A 16,919-nucleotide genomic window follows, 5' to 3' on the forward strand; every position below is an offset into this window, starting at 1 on the left:
GACTTCCCCTCGAAAGGACGCCTCATGCATCCGCTCGACCCTGTGCCGGCCATCCGCCGCATCGACACCACCCGCGAGGATTTGTGCGCGCTGGAAATTGTCGGACGTTTCACCGCAGCCGATCTGGAAAACGCCTACGGCCTGCTCGAGGGCGCCTACGCAGTGCACGACAAGGTCGATCTTCTGGTGAGCGTCGCGCGCTATGAGGGCTTCGACTGGAGCGCGGCATTCACCGATGCCACGATCCGCGGCAAGACGCGCGCGCTGCGCCACATCCGCAAATATGCGGTGGTCGGCGGGCCTGCATGGTTGCGCACCGTGATCGGCATATTCGGCCCGCTCACCTCCATCGAAACCCGCTATTTCGACGCTGACGAAGAAGCGGCGGCCTGGGAGTGGCTGGATGCAAGGCCCGTCGCTTCGGCCTGATCAGCGGACGATCGTCAGCGTCTGCGCTGCCCGGGTGATGGCCGTATAAAGCCAGCGCTGGCGGGTTTCCTTGAACGCAAAACTCTCATCGAACAGCACGATGTCGTTCCACTGCGAACCCTGCGCCTTGTGCACGGTCAGCGCATAGCCGTAGTCGAAATCGTCGAAGCGCTTCTTCTGTGTCCACGGAATGTCGGCGTCGGGATCTTCGAAGGCCGCCTTGAGCAGCTTGATCTTGGCGACGCCGCGATCGGGATCGTCCTCCTCCGGCGAAACCAAAAGGTTGATGCCCGGCTTCACCGTCTCGCGAGACGAGGTCATCACCTTCCACAGCGAGCCGTTGAGCAGGCCTTTCGCCGGATCGTTGCGCAGGCAGACGAGCTTGTCGCCGGCCTGCGGGTAATTCGCCGTAAAGCCCTTCAGTTCGCGCAGGCGGGCATTGTAGCGGCGCCGTGTGCGATTGGTGCCGACCAGCACCTGATCCGCGGCAAGCACCAGTTCCTGCGTTACCTCCTCCTTGCCGATCACCTTTGCCGTGCCGTAGTCGCCGCGCATGAATTCGCGGCCCTCGCGCACGTCGAGCGCCAGCCGGATAATCGGATTGTCGCGCGCCTGCCGGTGGATTTCGGTCAGGAGGATGTCGGACTCGTGTTCGGTGAAGAAGCCGCCGCCCGAGATCGGCGGAAGCTGCGCCGGATCGCCGAGCACCAGCACCGGCGTGCCGAACGACAGCAGGTCGCGGCCGAGCTGTTCGTCGACCATCGAGCATTCGTCGATGATGACGAGCGCCGCCTTGGAAATCGGGCTTTGCCGATTGAGCGCGAAGGTCGGCGACATCGACGTCTTGCCTGTCGCCTCGTCGGCCACCGCCTCCTCGCCGCGCGGCCGATAGATCAGCGAATGGATGGTGCGGGCGTTGACCGCGCCCTTGGAGCGCAGCACCTGCGCCGCCTTGCCGGTGAAGGCAGCGAACTGCACCTGCCCGTCGACATGCTCGGCGAAATAGCGCGCCAGCGTGGTCTTGCCGGTACCGGCATAGCCGAACAGCCGGAAGACCTGCGGCCTGCCCGACTTTAGCCAACGCGCCACCGCCTTCAGGGCATCGTCCTGCTGGGGAGAAAAATCCATCCGGTTGACTGACAGGATTCGGCGGCTAAGGGCAAGGGATTTGGGTTGACGCTACCTGTGCGAAATCACCTCGCTCACCTTGCAAGGCGACGCTCCGGATCATTCTCCAGCAGTATCGGCCTGCCGTGCGGCGTCGCATGCGCGGCCCGTTCCCATGCCGCGGCGAGCGCATCAATTTCGCTTCGGCCGGCCACGTCCTTTGCCGCAAGCAGCTTTTCCAGCGCCCGAAGCCAGCAATCGTAGTAATCGCTGCCGTCCTGCGCAGCGCCCGGCCCTTTCACCTCGTCCGAAAGCGCATCCGCCCACTCGCTCCACGAAAACAGCCCGCATTCATGGAGCGCCACCACCATGGCGAAGGCTTCGGCCTGCCAGGGTTCGGAAAATGTCGAGCTGTCCTTCGGAAGCGCACCATTGGCGGACTCGCCTGGCGTCTTCGACGGCCCCGAGCCGGCGTCATGCCGGCTCAAGATAGCTCTCCCACGCGTCGATCGAAACAGTCAGCGTCGGGTCGGCGCCCTCACCCCATAACTCGGCGGCCGAAAACGCGACCGTATAGACCCGTTGCGGGCTTTCGCCTCCGCCATGGGCGTTGGTATCGGGAAAGACAAACCCGTCCCGCACCGCCTCGACCACGCCGTTCTTGCCGCGCGCGTAGCGGGGCAGCCGCGTGTGGCCGCTCGGGTGAAAATTCTTCGTCCGCACCCGGTCGCCCGGCGCGACCCGCGCCGGCGAATCGACAGGCCTGTCGCATGGCCCGCCTTTGGCGAGCACGGCCGCGACGTTCTCCGCCTTCAGCACCCGCTTCGGCGTCGCTCCTGCGTCCAGCGCCGTACCCGCGGCCAGTTCCTCGGCCGTGACGAAGCCATGGCGCTTGAGCAGCGTCTCCAGCGCTTTGATCCAGATCTCGTAATAGCTCGATGAATAATAATCGGCCGGATGCAGGTTCTCGCGTGCGTGGCGGCTCTCGTCGATGGTCCAGTGGCCCATGGCGCCGGCCGTCAGCGTAACGCCGAGCGCCCGCTTCTCCCATTCCGCATGGAAATACGGCTCATCCTTCTCCGGCGCGACCAGCCCGAATCCCATCTGCCCGCCAAGATCGTGCGGCCCGTTCATGAGGCTTGCGGCTCCAGCGCCAGTCCCGTGCCGATCATCGCATCGCGCGTCACCAGTTCGGCCAATCCTTCTTCGCTCCAGCCTTCAGTCCCCTTCGGCCGCAGCGGCACCACGAGATAGCGGAGTTCGGCGGTCGAATCCCATACGCGGATCTTAGTCTCCACCGGCAGGCTGACGCCGAATTCGGCCAAAACGCCGCGCGGATCGATCACAGCCTTCGCACGATAGGGCGGCGATTTGTACCAGACCGGCGGCAGGCCGAGCACCGACCACGGATAGCAGGAGCACAGCGTACAGACGACGAGGTTATGCGTATCGGCCGTGTTGAACACCGCCTGCATGTGTTCGCCCTGCCGCCCTGTGAAGCCGAGCGAGGCGATCGCCGCGGTTGCATCCGTCTTCAGCCATTCGGCGTAAGCGGGATCGCTCCATGCCTTGGCGACCACCTTGGAGCCGTTGCGCGGACCGATCTTCGTCTCGTAGGTCTCGACAATGGCATCGATCGCCGCCGGGTCGATCAGCCCTTTCTGCGTAAGGATCGTCTCCAGCGCCCTGACCCGCGCGGCCATGGGGTCGAGTTCATTATCGTGATGATGATCGTGATCGTGGGACATGGCCGGAAACTAGTCCCAGCCGCCGAGGCGCGCAAGCAGGCCAGGACTCATCGGAGCATCGGCCACAGCGTTGCTGCGAGCAGAACGCCCATGGCGATGTTGAACCATTTCAGCCGGGCCGGGTCGGCCAGAAAGCCGCGCAACGCCATACCGAAGCCGGCCCAGACCGACACCGACGGCAGATTGACCACGGTGAACGCGAATGTGACCAGCAGCATGGACAGGAACGGCGCCTGCGGGTTTGTGTAGACGGCCATCGCCGTCACCGCCATTACCCAGGCCTTGGGATTGACCCATTGGAATGCGGCGGCTTGCAGGAACGTCATCGGCACGGCCTTCACCTCGCCCTTCGCCGCCATCGACCGCGACATCGCAATTTTCCAGGCGAGATAGAGCAGATAGGCGCCGCCGGCTATTTTCAGCGCCAAGTCAAGCGCCGGATAGGCCTTGAGCACCGCGCCCAGGCCCAGGCCGACTCTGAAAAGCAGCGTGGCGAATCCGGCCGCAATGCCGAACATATGCGGCACTGTGCGCCAGAACCCGAAATTCACGCCGGACGCCAGCAGCATGAAATTGTTCGGCCCCGGCGTCACCGAGGTCACGAAAGCGAAGACCAGCAGGGCTAAGAAAGCTTCGGGAGACATGGAGTTCGCGTCAATACGTCAATAATATTGACCTATAAACGAAATCCCGGCGGCTACGCTCCGGCCATGGCCGTCAGCCGCTTATGCCAAGAATTGAACCGACAATCGCGCGGACGTCGGCGAGAACCTCGTCCGGTGCGTGTTCGATAAAGCGGAAACCTCGTTCGGAGCGATGAAGGGTTCTGATCTGGTCGGCGAGAACAAAACCCTGTGTCTTCATCGTTTCAGGCAACCGGATTTTCGTTGGCCAAAGCCCCGGATTGCGTGTGACAGGACAAACCACAGCCTTGGCGGAAACCTGATGAAACTCCAAAGCGGTGAGCACGATTGCCGGGCGGACGCCACCCTGCTCGCTTCCTCTAATTGGATCAAAATCCGCCCATACGACGTCACCGGCGCTTAAAGATGTCATCGAGCGTTATCTCGCCACGCGAATACTCGTCATCGATCCGTTCTCCCGGCCTATCAGGTCCCCAATCGACAAGCTCGGGCTCGTTTTCAGGCCCTAGCCGATCCATCTCGGAGATGATCCACTCGAGCGTGATCTTCTTCGGCTTTGCCGGTTCGATGATCGCCTTGCCGTCCTTGACGGTCAGTTGCACGCTGTCGCCCTGCTTGATGCCGAGTTCATCGAGCACTGCCTTTGAAAGGCGTATTCCGGAACTGTTGCCCCATTTGCCAACCTGTAGCACGGTCATGGCCAAATTCCTGCTGATGTATATCCCATGTATATACATCAGCCGGCGCTGATCTTCAACCGGTTCCTACATCCCCTGCGGGCCGCGGTTCATCGCGGCGACACCGGTGCGGCAGACCTCGACTAGGCCGAGCGGCTGCATGATGGCGATGAACTGCTCGATCTTCGACACCTTGCCGGTGATCTCGAAGATGAAATGTTCGGTGTTGGCGTCGATGACATTGGCGCGGAACGCCTCGGCAAGGCGAAGCGCCTCCACCCGGTGATCACCCGTGCCCGAAACCTTGACCAGCGCCAGTTCGCGCGCCAGTGGCTTGTCCTGGCCGAGTTCCGCGGCGCGCACCGACAGGTCGACCACGCGGTGCACAGGCACGATCCGCTCCAGCTGATGCTTGATCTGCTCCAGCACATGCGGAGTGCCGCGTGTCACGATGGTGATGCGCGACAGGTGCTTCTCGTGCTCGGTTTCCGAAACCGTCAGGCTTTCGATGTTGTAGCCCCGGCCTGAAAACAGGCCGATGACCCGAGCCAACACGCCCGGCTCATTGTCGACCAGCACCGACAGCGTGTGGATTTCGGGCTTTTCCGTCTCCTTGGCGATGAAGTAGGCGGAGCCGGTCGGTTGAAGGTGGGCGCTCATGGGATTCTCGATCTTCAAAAATTGCTACGCTGACGCTCTGATTTAAGCGGCTCTGATTAAAGTCGCGTCACACCAGTTCCCTGCCCCTCGCGTCGATCGCATTCGCCACCACTTCGTCCGTCGCCTCGTCGGGCAGCAACATCTCGTTATGCGCCTTGCCCGACGGGATCATCGGGAAGCAGTTGGCGAGCGCGGCGACCCGGCAGTCGAAGATCACCGGCTTCTTCACCGAGATCATCTCCTTGATCGCGTCGTCGAGATCGCCCGGTTTCTCGCAGCGTATGCCGTGGCCGCCATAGGCTTCCGCCAGCTTGACGAAATCCGGCATCGCCTCGGTATAGGAATGCGACAGCCGGTTGCCGTGCAGCAGCTGCTGCCACTGCCGCACCATGCCCATATACTGGTTGTTCAGGATGAAGATTTTTATCGGCGCTTCGTATTGAACCGCGCAGCTCATCTCCTGGATCGTCATCTGCACCGAGGCGTCGCCGGCAATGTCGATGACCAGCGAGTCCGGATGGGCAATCTGCACGCCGAGCGCCGCCGGCAGGCCATAGCCCATCGTGCCGAGACCGCCCGAAGTCATCCAGCGGTTCGGCTTCTCGAAATGGAAATGCTGCGCCGCCCACATCTGGTGCTGGCCGACCTCGGTGGTGATATAGGTGTCGAGATGCTTGGTCAGTTCGTAGAGCCGCTGCACCGCATATTGCGGCATGATCACCTCGTCGTTCGGCCGGTAGGCGAGTGAATCGCGGGCGCGCCAGCGGGCGATCTGCTCCCACCAGGGATGGAGCGCCTTCTTGTCGGCTTTCGCGGTCGCGCGCCACAGCCGCACCATGTCCTCCAGCACGCGGCCGACATCGCCGATGATCGGCACGTCGGCGGGGACGTTCTTGTTGATCGAGGACGGATCGATATCGATGTGGATCTTCTTGGAGTTCGGCGAAAACGCGTTGAGCCGGCCGGTGATGCGGTCGTCGAAGCGCGCGCCGATGCAGATCATCACGTCGCAGTCGTGCATCGCCATATTGGCTTCGTAGGTGCCGTGCATGCCGAGCATGCCCATCCAGTTCTTGCCGCTCGCCGGATAGGCGCCGAGCCCCATCAGCGTCGAGGTGATCGGAAAGCCGGTCAGGTCGACCAGTTCGCGCAAAAGGTGGCTGGCTTCCGGACCGGAATTGATGACGCCGCCGCCCGAATAGATGATCGGCTTCTTTGCGTCGGCCATCAGCGCGACCGCCGCCTTGATCTTGTCGAGGTCGCCCTGGACCTTGGGCTGATAGCTGGTGCGCGGCGCGGTCTGCGGTGGCGTATAGATGCCCTTCGCGAACTGGACGTCCTTCGGAACGTCGACAACGACCGGGCCCGGCCTCCCCGTCGTGGCGACATGAAACGCCTCGTGCAGAATGCCTGCCAGTTGATTCACGTCCTTCACCAGCCAATTATGCTTCGTGCAGGGACGCGTAATGCCGATCGTATCGCATTCCTGAAAGGCGTCGGAGCCGATCAGTGAAGTCGGTACCTGGCCGGTGATGCAGACCAGCGGGATCGAATCCATCAGCGCGTCCTGCAGGGGGGTCACCGCATTCGTGGCGCCGGGGCCGGAAGTCACCAGCAGAACGCCCGGCTTCCCCGTCGAGCGGGCATAGCCCTCGGCGGCGTGTCCTGCGCCCTGCTCGTGCCGCACCAGGATGTGCTGCACCTCGTCCTGCTGAAAGAGTTCGTCGTAGATCGGCAGGACCGCGCCGCCGGGATAGCCGAAGAGATGCTTGACGCCATTGTCCTTCAGCGCCTGCACGACCATTTCGGCGCCCGTCATTTCGCGCCGTCCGGTCTCGTCCTGTCGGTTGCTCATCGATCTGTCCCGTTTTTTGCCGCCCGCGGGGGCGATTGCTGGTCGTTTAGTCTTGTTTCGGCCAATAAAAAAGGCCCCCGAGGGAGCCTATGTCTTAGCGCATGGGAGGTTTCCGCCCGGCGGTTACACCGCCTTGCCCACGCGCCTTCCTACTACGAGAATGCCTGTCATCTTCATGGGCGCGGAGACTAATTGCCGCAAAGGCATGGTGTCAATGGGCAAATTCAACACCTCTGCTTATCGGCCTGGATTGCCAAGGAAGCGGCCGAGAACGTCGGCCGTCTGTTCGGGAATCTCTTCCGGGAAAAAGTGGCCGCCTTCAAGCTTCTTCCCTTGAACGTCATCCGCCCAGGCCTGCCACAGCGCGATCGGTCCGGACTCTGCGGCATACCAGGTGTCGATTGGTCCGTTGGCACTCCAAATGGCGAGCAGTGGACAGAGTATCCGGCGCCCACTGGCCCGATCCGCTCTGTCGTGCTCGCGGTCAATCGTCGCTGCCGCTCGATATTCCTCGCAAATTGCGTGGATGTGGTCGGGATCGCCAAGGGCGTCGCCATAGGCTGCTCGGACCTCAGCGGAAAATGCGTCGGGCGACGAGCCCCATTCTCCGAATGCATTGTCAATGATGGCATTGGCGGCTGCCGAGAGAATGCGCTCGGGCAACGGCTCGGGCTGTGCCAGCAGCGACCATGGCCAGAAGGCCAATGCAAGCCTTGCATCGGCTCGCTCCCATGTCGTCTCCGTCGGCAGGATGTCGAGTACGGCGAGCCGGTCGATACGGTCAGGATGGTCGAGCGCCATGCGATAGGCGACGCGTCCGCCGCGATCGTGTCCGGCGACCGAGAAGCGCTGGAATCCGAGTTGCTCCATGACGGTCACCATGTCCCGCGCCATGGCGCGCTTGGAATACGGCGCATGGTCCGGCGCGGAAGCCGGGCAGCCGCTCTGCCCGTAGCCGCGAAGATCGGCGCATACGACCGTGAAATCCCGGGCAAGCAGCAGCGCGACCCCGCGCCACATCAAATGCGTCTGCGGAAAGCCGTGCAGCAAAAGCACTGGAGGCCCTGAGCCTCGCCAGCGCACGAAAATTGTCGTTTCGCCGGTGTCGATTTCAGCGGCTGTGAAGTCATCCATCATTTCCGCCGTCTCGTGACAGTCCGTATGCGGGGTTCTCCGGGAACTAGTCGACAACCGTCTGTTTTCCAGTCGCCCGTTGGAGGCTGAAGAGCATGTTGTCAACGGACCGGTCGCGCCACGGGTTGCGCTCTGCTGTATGGTCCAGCGGCAAGCCCTTCTTCGCGCGCGGCCTGTCGCTCAACCTCGAGCCACTCGGCACGGAGCGGCTGCCGCAGGATGTGATCCTGCTGCGCTATGCGCCCGCCGGCTGATCCGGCTGCCTCTCAGCTTCGCCGCCTGCGCTTGGGCTTTGCCTTGATCTTGGCAATGCGCCCTGCATCCTCCTCGCTGAGGTGCCGGCCGCGCTCCAGGATCTCCAGCGTGTATTCCTCGTAGGTAAGGCCGAGCTTCTCCGCCTTGCCGAGGCGGAACAAGGCGACATCGCGGCTTGCGGGCTTCCATGCCGCGCGGTGAGCGTTGCGCCAATGCAAAAACCGATGCGGATCGCCCTTGCCCCAGGGTGGTCCCTCGTAATCGTCAAGCGGCGGGCCGCCATTGTCGTTGCGCCGGATACGCCGCGTCATTGGGCGCCCCGCATCAGTGCGACGAGATAGGTCGCGGCAGCAGGTCCGGGAGCGTGAAAGGTACAGTCGCTGGGTGGGCCGAGCGCCAGGCAGTCGCCCTGCTCCATGAGGTGGACGACATCGCCTTCCGTGAATTCCAGGCGCCCTTCCATCAGCCATATCTGTTGCCTGATGAAGGCGTAGGACTCCGCCGGCAAGCTGACCTTCGCGCCGGCGGGCATTTCGACCCTGATCAATTCGAGCGGCATGTCGGATGCGGGCGAAAGGTGGCGGCGGATATAGCCTGTATCGGGATCCCGCCAGACCGGCTGGTCCCTCTCCCGCAGGAGGCCCCCTCCGCGCAGTTCGGCTCGCGCGATGAGCGAAGACAAGGTCATTCCGAACGCCGAAGCCACACGCACCAGAAGGGCGGCGGTCGGGCTGGTCTCGCCGCGCTCGATGGCGCTCAGCATGGCCTTGGAAACGCCGGAGCGTTCGGAAAGGCTGGCCAGCGACCATTCCCTTTGGCTGCGCTCCGCTCGTATCCGGTTCGCGATCCCTCGCGAAAGGTCGTCTTCTATATAGGTCATTTGGCCAACATAGCGGAACAACCAACGGTGTAAATATGCGTTTCATCGAATTGCGGCAGTTTCCTTAACCGCGCCTATACCATCCGCTATCACGCGGCCTTAACCCCAACGCGGTTACGGTCCTGCGGCAGAGGGATTGTCGGGGGCGAGGGTCCATTCAGATGTTCGTAGAGCGGGAAAAATCCGCCGGTGAAGCAACGTCGCAGGAACGCCGCGACGCCGCGCAGAACGATGCGCGAATTCTCGGCCATGTCGTGCAGTGCGATGGCGCGCGCGCCACCATCAGCGCGTTCGCCGATACCGGCGAAGGCGCGGTGACGGGCTTGTGGACCGTCGGCAAGATGATCTCGATCAATCTTGGCTCCTCGCGCACGGTCGGCCTCGTCTACGCCATCGGCAAGGCCGACGGTACCTGGCACAGCCACGAACAGAACGCCATCGAGGTTAGCGTCGAGCTGATCGGCGAGGTCCGCGACAGCGTCGCGCCGGCCAAACCGGTCTTCGATCGCGGCATTACCACCTATCCCCATATCGGCGCGGTCGCGCACCGCATCCGCAACCGCGACCTTCAGGCGGTCTACGATCTGGCGGGACGCCATTCGGTGACCATCGGGACGCTGTCGCAGGACGAGACGATCGACGCCTGCATCGCCATCGACGACACGTTGGCCCGCCACTTCGCCGTGGTCGGCACCACGGGCGTCGGCAAGTCGACTGCCGTATCGTTGCTGCTGCGCAAATCGATCGAGGCGAGGCCGGATCTCAGGGTCCTCATCCTGGACCCGCACAACGAGTTCGCCGCCGCCCTGCCCGACAATAGCGTCAAGGTCGACACCTCGACGCTCGACCTGCCCTTCTGGCTTTTCCGGCTGGAGGAATTCGCCGAGGTGCTGTTTCGCGGCCGCGAGATCGTGCCGGAGGAATTGGACGTGCTGCGCGACCTGATCCCCGCCGCCAAGAACCTCTACCGCAATCCGGGCGCCGGAAGCTTCGTCCGCCGCGGCGGCGATTCGATGACCGCCGACACGCCGGTTCCCTACAGGATCGCCGACCTCATCAAGCAGATCGACGAGCGCATGGGTCGGCTCGAGAGCAAGGACTACCGTCCCACTTACCGTTCGCTCAAGACGCGCATCGAATCGGCCATCAACGACCCGCGCTACCGCTTCATGTTCGCCTCGCGGCTCATCGAGGACACGCTGCACCAGACCATCGGCAACATCTTCCGCATTCCGCATGGCGGCCGGCCTATCACCTGTTTCGAAATGGCCGGCATGCCGTCTGAAGTGGTCAATTCGGTCTGTTCGGTGCTGGCCCGGCTGGCCTTCGATCTGGCGCTGTGGAGCGAAGGCAAGCTAAAGCTTCTGGTGCTGTGCGAGGAAGCGCATCGCTACATGCCTTCCGATCCGCGGCTCGGCTTCGCGCCTACCCGGCACGCTCTGTCACGCATCGCCAAGGAAGGCCGCAAATATGGCTGCTATCTCGGCGTCGTCACCCAGCGGCCGGGCGAACTCGACCCAACCATCCTGTCGCAATGCTCGACCGTGTTCGCCATGCGGCTTGCCAACGAACAGGATCAGGCGATCATCCGTTCCGCTATAGCCGACTCGTCGGCTTCCACCCTGTCGTTCCTCTCCTCGATGGGACAGCGCGAGGCCATCGCCTTCGGCGAAGGCGTGGCGACGACCATGCGGCTGAAATTCGAGCGACTTGCCTCGAACCTCATACCCGGCGCAGGCAAGCGCCACGCGACGGACGCACCGGTCGGCAATGGCGAGAATGTCGATCTGGTCTCCATCGTAGAGCGTCTGAGAAATGTGCCGAAGCCGCAGCAGAATCTCGGGTTCGCCGAACCCGTGGACATGCAGCGCCAGGCCGGCGATTCCGGCTATCGCAAACCGGTAATCGAGGCCGCGCCGCCGCCCGCTCCCGAGGATCTCGACGTCAGCTTCGGCCTGAAGCCCACCACATTCGGCCTGCGCCCGCGGTCGGACTAAACTCAGGCCGTCGCTTCGGGTTGGTCGCTACTGCGCATCCATGAGGAGCTTGGGAAGAATTCTGGCTGGAATTCGTCAGGCTGAGACTTGTGGCGCAGGTTTCGAGAACCGGAGCGGAGCGGACATTCAAGTCCGCGAGCACCGGAAGCGCAGAAGGCTGCGTCAGAAGGCCAGCATCACGAATTCACGCTGAATTCTTAGAGCATGGTCCCGAAAAGTTGCAGACTTTTCGGACAAGATCATGCGGCAAACAAAAGGTTAGAGCCCCATTCCGATTCTATCGGAACGGATCAGGCTCTCAGGCGCTGACGCGATTGCGTCCCTGCCGCTTTGCCTCGTAGAGCTGCTTGTCGGCGCGCCGGAAGAACTCCTCGGCGCTTTCCTTGCGGTCCCACACGGCAAGCCCGACGCTGGCCGTGATCTTCAACCGCACATTGCCCGACAGGATTGGCATGGCGGCGATGCCCTTGCGGATGCGCTCGGCGAGCTTGACCAAGAGGTCGTGATCCATGTTCGGGGCCACCACCGCGAATTCCTCGCCGCCCAGCCGCGCCACCACGTCGTGGTAGCGCGTCATGTCCTTGAGGCAACCGGCGACGGCGCGCAGCACCTCGTCGCCGACATCGTGGCCATGCGTGTCGTTGACCTGCTTGAAGTGGTCGAGGTCGAAGATCATCAGCCCGACCGGCTTGTCGATGCGGCGGAACTCGTCGAGATATTCCTTCAGCGCATCGTCGAAATAGCGCCGGTTCTGCATGCCGGTCAGGCCGTCGGTCAACGCCGCGTGCTCCAGTGTCTCTGAGCGCGCGCTGAGCGAGGCGGTCATTGCCCTGAGCTTGCCCTCTTCCTTCACCTGCGTTCGGATCAACGGAAAGATGAAGAAAATTCCGAAGAACAGCGCGGTGGCAAGCAGCACGCCCGTTGCGAACAGGAGCTTTGCCAGATAGGCGACGCCTTCGATCCGCTCGGGCTGGTACAGTGAATTGGCATCGTCGCGAAGCACATCATAGGCGTGGAAGGTCACGAGTCCGGCCGCAAGTATGACTGCGATGAACACGAAAAACGCAGATTCGGACTTGTGGAACCGCATTTGCTCCCCGTTGAGCGGCCGTCGTCTTCCCTTATGGCATGGGCGGCCTTACGGAGGGTTAACGAAAGCAACTTCGGCGCGAAACTAACGTTAACGTGAAGTTGCGAATTTGCTAATAAACGTCCGTCGGCGCGTGGTTTTTGACGTCAATTGCTGTCGATCCGCCGCCATTCCGGGCCGAGCTGATGGCGGAACCAGGTTGACTGCCGCTTGGCGTATTGCCTGGTTGCAATCTTGGCGCGCGCGATCGCCTCGGGAAACGACAACTCGCCGGCATCGGCGGCAGCCAGTTCGCGCACGCCGATCGCCTTCATGGCCGGCAGCGCCGGATCGAGCTTAAGCGCCAGCAGAGCGCGCACTTCGTCCAGCGCGCCGGCTTCCAGCATTCGGTCGAAGCGGCTGTCGATGCGCGCCACCAGCGCCGCCCGCTCCGGCTCGATCACCAGGAATTCGGCGCTGTCGCGATCGATCAGCGGCTTCCCCTTTTCGGCCTGCCACTTCAGGATCGAGCGGCCCGAGGCCTCGAGCACCTCCAGCGCCCGAGCGATCCGCTGTCCGTCGCTCGGTCGCAGGAGTTGCGCTGCTTCCGGGTCTTCTCGCCAGAGGATCCGGTGCAGCCGCTCCGGCCCGTCCTCGTTGAGATGGTAGCGCCAGCGGTCGCGCACGGATTTCGGAATATCCGGCATCTCGGAGAGCCCTTCGACCAGCGCCCGGAAGTAAAGCCCGGTGCCGCCGACGAACACAGGGATCTTGTCCTTGAACGCATCTTCGGCCATCAGCCGCTTCACGTCGCGCAGCCAGGCGCCGGTCGAATAGGCCGTCTCCGGATGGATGTGGCCGTAGAGGTGGTGTGGCGCCCGCGCCATTTCTTCGGCGGTCGGCCGAGCCGTCAACACGTTGAGGATCGAATATCCCTGCATGGAATCGGTGTTGACGATGGCGCCTCCCCTGCGCTCGGCTACATCTAGCGCCAGAGCCGACTTGCCGCTGGCCGTCGGCCCGGCTATCAGGACGGCATTCTTCAGCCGCCCTTCGCCGCCGCCACCGGATTTTTCCATGCCGCTCGTCGCCACGCTCATATCCCATCCGGCCAGGCGTTCCATCTCGCAGCCGCTGGCGAAGCTGGCTTCGCAAGCTGTCGCTGCGACCGCGGCCGACTGGCTCGCCGATCAAGTCGCCTGCGACCTTGCTCTGCCCGCCGGCCTTGACACTCCGGAAGCCCTCGCCGCCCTCCGCGAAGCGGTCGCGTCCGAGCCGGTCGATGTCGTTGTGCAGCAGCGCGAGGGACGCGCCAAGAAAATTCTGATCGCCGATATGGATTCCACCATGATCGACCAGGAATGCATCGACGAACTCGCCGACGAGATAGGCGTCAAGGACCATGTCGCCGCCATCACCGCGCGTTCCATGAACGGCGAGATCGCCTTCGAGCCGGCGCTGCGCGAACGCGTGGCGCTGCTGAAAGGACTGGATGCCGAAGTGATCGACCGCATCATATCCAGCCGCCTGACGCTTGCCTCGGGCGGCCGCGAACTGGTGGCGACCATGAGAAAGCACGGCGCCTGGACCGCTCTGGTTTCGGGCGGCTTCGACGTGTTCACCTCGCGCATCGGCAACATGCTCGGCTTTCACGAAAACCGCGCCAATCGCCTTGTCGTCGAGGCCGGCGGGCTGCTCGCCGGAACGGTCGTCGAACCAATCCTGGGGCGCGCCGCGAAAGCTCAGGCGCTGCTGGAAATCTCCGCGCGGCTGGGCCTGACGCCAGCCGACGCCATTGCAGTCGGCGACGGCGCGAACGATCTCGACATGATCCGGCTGGCCGGCACGGGTGTCGCCTTGCATGCCAAACGGGCGGTTGCTGCCGAGGCCGGTTTCCGGATCGACCACAGCGATTTGACGGCGCTGCTCTACATCCAGGGATATCGACGCTCGGAATTCGCGTCATGATAATTCGCACCGGACGCCTGATCCTGCGCAACTGGGAGGATCGCGACCGCGATCTGTTCTTCCGTATCAATTCCGATGATCGCGTGATGGAGTTCTTCCCGTTCCGCCGCGACCGCGCACAGGCAGACGCCGTGATGGATCAGATGCGCGATGAGATCGTGCAGAATGGCTATGGCTGGACTGCGGCCGAGATCGCCGCCACCGGCGAGTGCATCGGCTTTATCGGGCTGCATGCCACGGAGGTCATGTCAGTGCTGCCGGCCGGTGTCATGGAGATCGGCTGGCGTCTCGCGCCCGAATTCTGGGGGCGCGGCTATGTCACGGAGGCCGCGAGGGCGCTGGTCGATTTCGGCTTCGAAAAGCTCGGACGCGACGAGATCGTTTCCTTCGCCGTCTGGAACAACTTCCGCTCGACAGCAGTCATGGAGCGCCTCGGCATGAAGCGCGATCCGTCAGGCGACTTCGACCACCCGAACGTCCCCGACACGCATCCGCATCTCAGGCGTCATGTGCTTTACCGGCTGACAAGCGCGGAATGGAAGAAACAGAAAAGAGCGGCCCTGTAGCCGCTCTTTTCGTTTGCGATCAGCGATTTGCGGCGGTTTTCGGATTCAATCCATCCGAATGGTCACGAAGCGCAGTTCGCCCGTCTTCGAGGCCAGCATCAAAAGCGCATTTTTGCGGCCCTGTTCCTTCAGCCCAGCAATGCGGTCCATCACGTCCTTGGGTGAGGAAACCGATTCCTGCGCGATTTCGGTAATGACCTCGCCAGCGAGAATGCCGCGCTCGGCGGCAGCGGAGTCGGGCGCCACTTCGTTGACAACCACGCCCGAGATGTCCGCACCGATGCCGAACTTGGTCCGCGCCTCGTCATTCAGCTCGCCAATGGTCATGCCGAGCACGGTCGCCGAGGCGACGGCCACGCCTTCCTCTTCGGGCTGGCCCTCGGCGTTTTCGGCGAGCTTTTCGCCATCCTCGAGCCGGCCGAGCGTGACCTTAACCGTCTGCTCCTTGCCTTTGCGCACGATCACCACGTCGACCGCCTTGCCGACCGGGCTTTCGGCGACCACGCGCGGCAGGTCGCGCATTTCGTCAACGTCCTTGCCGTCGAATTTTATGATCACGTCGCCGGGCAGGATGGTGCCATTGTCGACCGGGCCACCCTTGATGATGCCGGCCACCAGCGCGCCCTTGGCGATCTTCATGTCGAGCGTTTCAGCTATGTCGTTGGTGACCGGCTGAATGCGCACGCCGAGCCAGCCACGGCGGGTCTCGCCGAATTCGGTCAACTGGCTGATCACGCCAATGGCCAATTCCGACGGGATGGAGAATCCGATGCCGATCGAACCGCCCGACGGCGAGATGATGGCGGTGTTGATGCCGACTACCTCGCCCTGCATGTTGAACAGCGGTCCGCCGGAATTACCGCGATTGATCGCGGCGTCGGTCTGGATGAAATCGTCGTAGGGCCCGGAATTGATGTCGCGGTTGCGCGCCGAAATGATGCCGACCGTCACCGTTCCGCCGAGTCCGAACGGATTGCCGATCGCCATCACCCAGTCGCCGATCCGCATCTTGTTGGAATCGCCGAACTTGACCGCCGTCAGCTTCTTCAAAGACGGATCGATCTTGAGCACGGCTATGTCGGTCTTGGTGTCGGTGCCGACGAGTTCGGCCTTAAGCGTCGAGCCGTCGGAGAAATTGACCTCGATCTCGTCGGCGTCGGAGATCACGTGATTGTTGGTAATGACGATGCCTTTTTCGGCATCGAGGACGAAGCCCGAACCGAGCGACTGCACCCTTTGCGGGCCGCCCGGACCGCCGCGGTCCTTGAAGAAATCATCGAAGAAATCCTGGAACGGCGAGCCCTCCGGCAGTTCGGGCATGGGTACTGCGTCCCGGCCTTCCGCGCCCTTCACGTTTTGCGAGGTGGAGATGTTCACGACGGCGCCGAGCAGCCCTTCGGCCAGGTCAGCGACCGAATTGGGACCCTGGCCCTGCCGCAACGGTTGTAGCTGTGGATGCGGCTGCTGCAATTGCAGCGGCGGCTCTGCTTGAGTCTGCGGTTGCGGTTGCGTTTGCGCCAGGGCCGGCGCGACGGAGGACGGTGCAGCCACTGCGGCGGCAAGGATGGCAGCGGTCGCCGCCGGCAATATCCTTCGCACCGCGGGCAGGATGATCTTGGTCGCCATGGAAATGCCTCCGGTGTTTGGAATGACGTGCCGCCTGGTCGGGGTTCACGCCATGTTCTGAAGAAATAAGGCGTGTTTGCGACCTTGCCTACAGGCATGGCCACAAACTTGCGTTACCCGCGCACCAGCCAGACGATGCCGACCCCGATGGCGATCGCAGCAAGGCCGGCAGTCCGAAGCGCGCTTTCCGGCGTAGACAGCACCTCCGACGCTAGCCGCTTGGCCAGCGTCGGAAAGCCGCCATAGACCAGGCCTTCCACGACCAGCACCAGACCCAGCGCGGCCAGGAAGTCGGCCACCGGCG

The 16,919-nt window shown here is 63.1% G+C and carries 21 protein-coding genes; 5 read left to right on the plus strand and 16 right to left on the minus strand.

Annotation, left to right across the window (positions count from 1 at the left end; all coding sequences use genetic code 11):
* The first annotated feature begins 24 nt into the window (after positions 1 to 24).
* A complete protein-coding gene (locus ABVK50_RS16680; protein ID WP_353645518.1) occupies positions 25 to 429 on the plus strand; it encodes an STAS/SEC14 domain-containing protein in 405 nt (134 codons plus the stop codon).
* Here the strand turns inward: ABVK50_RS16680 and ABVK50_RS16685 are convergent, their stop codons facing one another.
* The 10 genes from ABVK50_RS16685 to ABVK50_RS16730 form a co-directional block, all read right to left on the minus strand.
* Positions 430 to 1,557, minus strand: a complete 1,128-nt coding sequence (locus ABVK50_RS16685) for an ATP-dependent RecD-like DNA helicase (protein ID WP_353645517.1) — start codon at positions 1,555 to 1,557, stop codon at positions 430 to 432.
* Between the two features lie 74 nt (positions 1,558 to 1,631).
* Positions 1,632 to 1,907 (minus strand): nitrile hydratase accessory protein, encoded by a 276-nt coding sequence (locus ABVK50_RS16690; protein ID WP_353645916.1) that lies wholly within the window; start codon positions 1,905 to 1,907, stop codon positions 1,632 to 1,634.
* A gap of 103 nt (positions 1,908 to 2,010) precedes the next feature.
* Positions 2,011 to 2,670 (minus strand): nitrile hydratase subunit beta, encoded by a 660-nt coding sequence (gene nthB, locus ABVK50_RS16695; RefSeq protein ID WP_353646954.1) that lies wholly within the window; start codon positions 2,668 to 2,670, stop codon positions 2,011 to 2,013.
* On the minus strand, positions 2,667 to 3,284 hold the full coding sequence (gene nthA / locus ABVK50_RS16700) for a nitrile hydratase subunit alpha (RefSeq protein WP_353645515.1): 618 nt from the start codon (positions 3,282 to 3,284) through the stop codon (positions 2,667 to 2,669). The genes nthB and nthA overlap by 4 nt, the downstream gene beginning before the upstream one ends.
* A 47-nt stretch (positions 3,285 to 3,331) precedes the next feature.
* The gene (locus ABVK50_RS16705) at positions 3,332 to 3,928 is read right to left on the minus strand and encodes a LysE family translocator (protein WP_353645514.1); all 597 of its coding nucleotides are present in this window, start codon (positions 3,926 to 3,928) and stop codon (positions 3,332 to 3,334) included.
* 73 nt (positions 3,929 to 4,001) lie between these two features.
* Positions 4,002 to 4,340: a type II toxin-antitoxin system PemK/MazF family toxin gene (locus ABVK50_RS16710; RefSeq protein WP_353645513.1), complete on the minus strand. Its 339-nt coding sequence runs from the start codon at positions 4,338 to 4,340 to the stop codon at positions 4,002 to 4,004.
* Positions 4,318 to 4,626, minus strand: a complete 309-nt coding sequence (locus tag ABVK50_RS16715; RefSeq protein WP_353645512.1) for an AbrB/MazE/SpoVT family DNA-binding domain-containing protein — start codon at positions 4,624 to 4,626, stop codon at positions 4,318 to 4,320. Before ABVK50_RS16715 ends, ABVK50_RS16710 begins: the two co-directional genes overlap by 23 nt.
* Positions 4,627 to 4,692: 66 nt before the next feature.
* The gene (ilvN, locus tag ABVK50_RS16720; protein WP_353645511.1) at positions 4,693 to 5,265 is read right to left on the minus strand and encodes an acetolactate synthase small subunit; all 573 of its coding nucleotides are present in this window, start codon (positions 5,263 to 5,265) and stop codon (positions 4,693 to 4,695) included.
* A 67-nt stretch (positions 5,266 to 5,332) separates the two neighbouring features.
* Positions 5,333 to 7,120, minus strand: coding sequence for an acetolactate synthase 3 large subunit (locus ABVK50_RS16725; protein ID WP_353645510.1), 1,788 nt, complete (start codon positions 7,118 to 7,120; stop codon positions 5,333 to 5,335).
* 237 nt (positions 7,121 to 7,357) lie between these two features.
* Positions 7,358 to 8,257, minus strand: coding sequence for an alpha/beta hydrolase (locus tag ABVK50_RS16730; RefSeq protein ID WP_353645509.1), 900 nt, complete (start codon positions 8,255 to 8,257; stop codon positions 7,358 to 7,360).
* A gap of 92 nt (positions 8,258 to 8,349) precedes the next feature.
* Between ABVK50_RS16730 and ABVK50_RS16735 the strand changes: the two genes are divergently transcribed.
* Positions 8,350 to 8,508: a hypothetical protein gene (locus ABVK50_RS16735; protein WP_353645508.1), complete on the plus strand. Its 159-nt coding sequence runs from the start codon at positions 8,350 to 8,352 to the stop codon at positions 8,506 to 8,508.
* Positions 8,509 to 8,520: 12 nt separating this feature from the next.
* Here the strand turns inward: ABVK50_RS16735 and ABVK50_RS16740 are convergent, their stop codons facing one another.
* The gene (locus ABVK50_RS16740; protein WP_353645507.1) at positions 8,521 to 8,820 is read right to left on the minus strand and encodes a hypothetical protein; all 300 of its coding nucleotides are present in this window, start codon (positions 8,818 to 8,820) and stop codon (positions 8,521 to 8,523) included.
* A complete protein-coding gene (locus tag ABVK50_RS16745) occupies positions 8,817 to 9,389 on the minus strand; it encodes an XRE family transcriptional regulator (RefSeq protein WP_353645506.1) in 573 nt (190 codons plus the stop codon). Before ABVK50_RS16745 ends, ABVK50_RS16740 begins: the two co-directional genes overlap by 4 nt.
* A gap of 161 nt (positions 9,390 to 9,550) precedes the next feature.
* Between ABVK50_RS16745 and ABVK50_RS16750 the strand changes: the two genes are divergently transcribed.
* A complete protein-coding gene (locus ABVK50_RS16750; RefSeq protein ID WP_353645505.1) occupies positions 9,551 to 11,386 on the plus strand; it encodes an ATP-binding protein in 1,836 nt (611 codons plus the stop codon).
* A gap of 298 nt (positions 11,387 to 11,684) precedes the next feature.
* Here the strand turns inward: ABVK50_RS16750 and ABVK50_RS16755 are convergent, their stop codons facing one another.
* Positions 11,685 to 12,476, minus strand: a complete 792-nt coding sequence (locus ABVK50_RS16755; protein ID WP_353645504.1) for a GGDEF domain-containing protein — start codon at positions 12,474 to 12,476, stop codon at positions 11,685 to 11,687.
* Between the two features lie 146 nt (positions 12,477 to 12,622).
* Positions 12,623 to 13,555 (minus strand): tRNA (adenosine(37)-N6)-dimethylallyltransferase MiaA, encoded by a 933-nt coding sequence (gene miaA / locus ABVK50_RS16760; protein ID WP_353645503.1) that lies wholly within the window; start codon positions 13,553 to 13,555, stop codon positions 12,623 to 12,625.
* On the opposite strand from miaA, the gene serB reads away from it, so the two are divergent.
* Entirely contained in the window at positions 13,533 to 14,423 is an 891-nt protein-coding gene (serB, locus tag ABVK50_RS16765; RefSeq protein WP_353645502.1) for a phosphoserine phosphatase SerB, read from the plus strand. The two genes, miaA and serB, sit on opposite strands and share 23 nt — an antisense overlap.
* The gene (locus ABVK50_RS16770) at positions 14,420 to 14,989 is read left to right on the plus strand and encodes a GNAT family N-acetyltransferase (RefSeq protein WP_353645501.1); all 570 of its coding nucleotides are present in this window, start codon (positions 14,420 to 14,422) and stop codon (positions 14,987 to 14,989) included. Before serB ends, ABVK50_RS16770 begins: the two co-directional genes overlap by 4 nt.
* Positions 14,990 to 15,034: 45 nt before the next feature.
* Here the strand turns inward: ABVK50_RS16770 and ABVK50_RS16775 are convergent, their stop codons facing one another.
* Both ABVK50_RS16775 and ABVK50_RS16780 read right to left on the minus strand, forming a co-directional pair.
* A complete protein-coding gene (locus tag ABVK50_RS16775) occupies positions 15,035 to 16,615 on the minus strand; it encodes a DegQ family serine endoprotease (protein ID WP_353645500.1) in 1,581 nt (526 codons plus the stop codon).
* A 113-nt stretch (positions 16,616 to 16,728) separates the two neighbouring features.
* Positions 16,729 to 16,914, minus strand: a complete 186-nt coding sequence (locus tag ABVK50_RS16780) for a DUF2065 family protein (protein WP_165033314.1) — start codon at positions 16,912 to 16,914, stop codon at positions 16,729 to 16,731.
* Positions 16,915 to 16,919: the final 5 nt, after the last annotated feature.

Source organism: Mesorhizobium sp. WSM2240, assembly GCF_040438645.1.
GTDB lineage: Bacteria > Pseudomonadota > Alphaproteobacteria > Rhizobiales > Rhizobiaceae > Allomesorhizobium.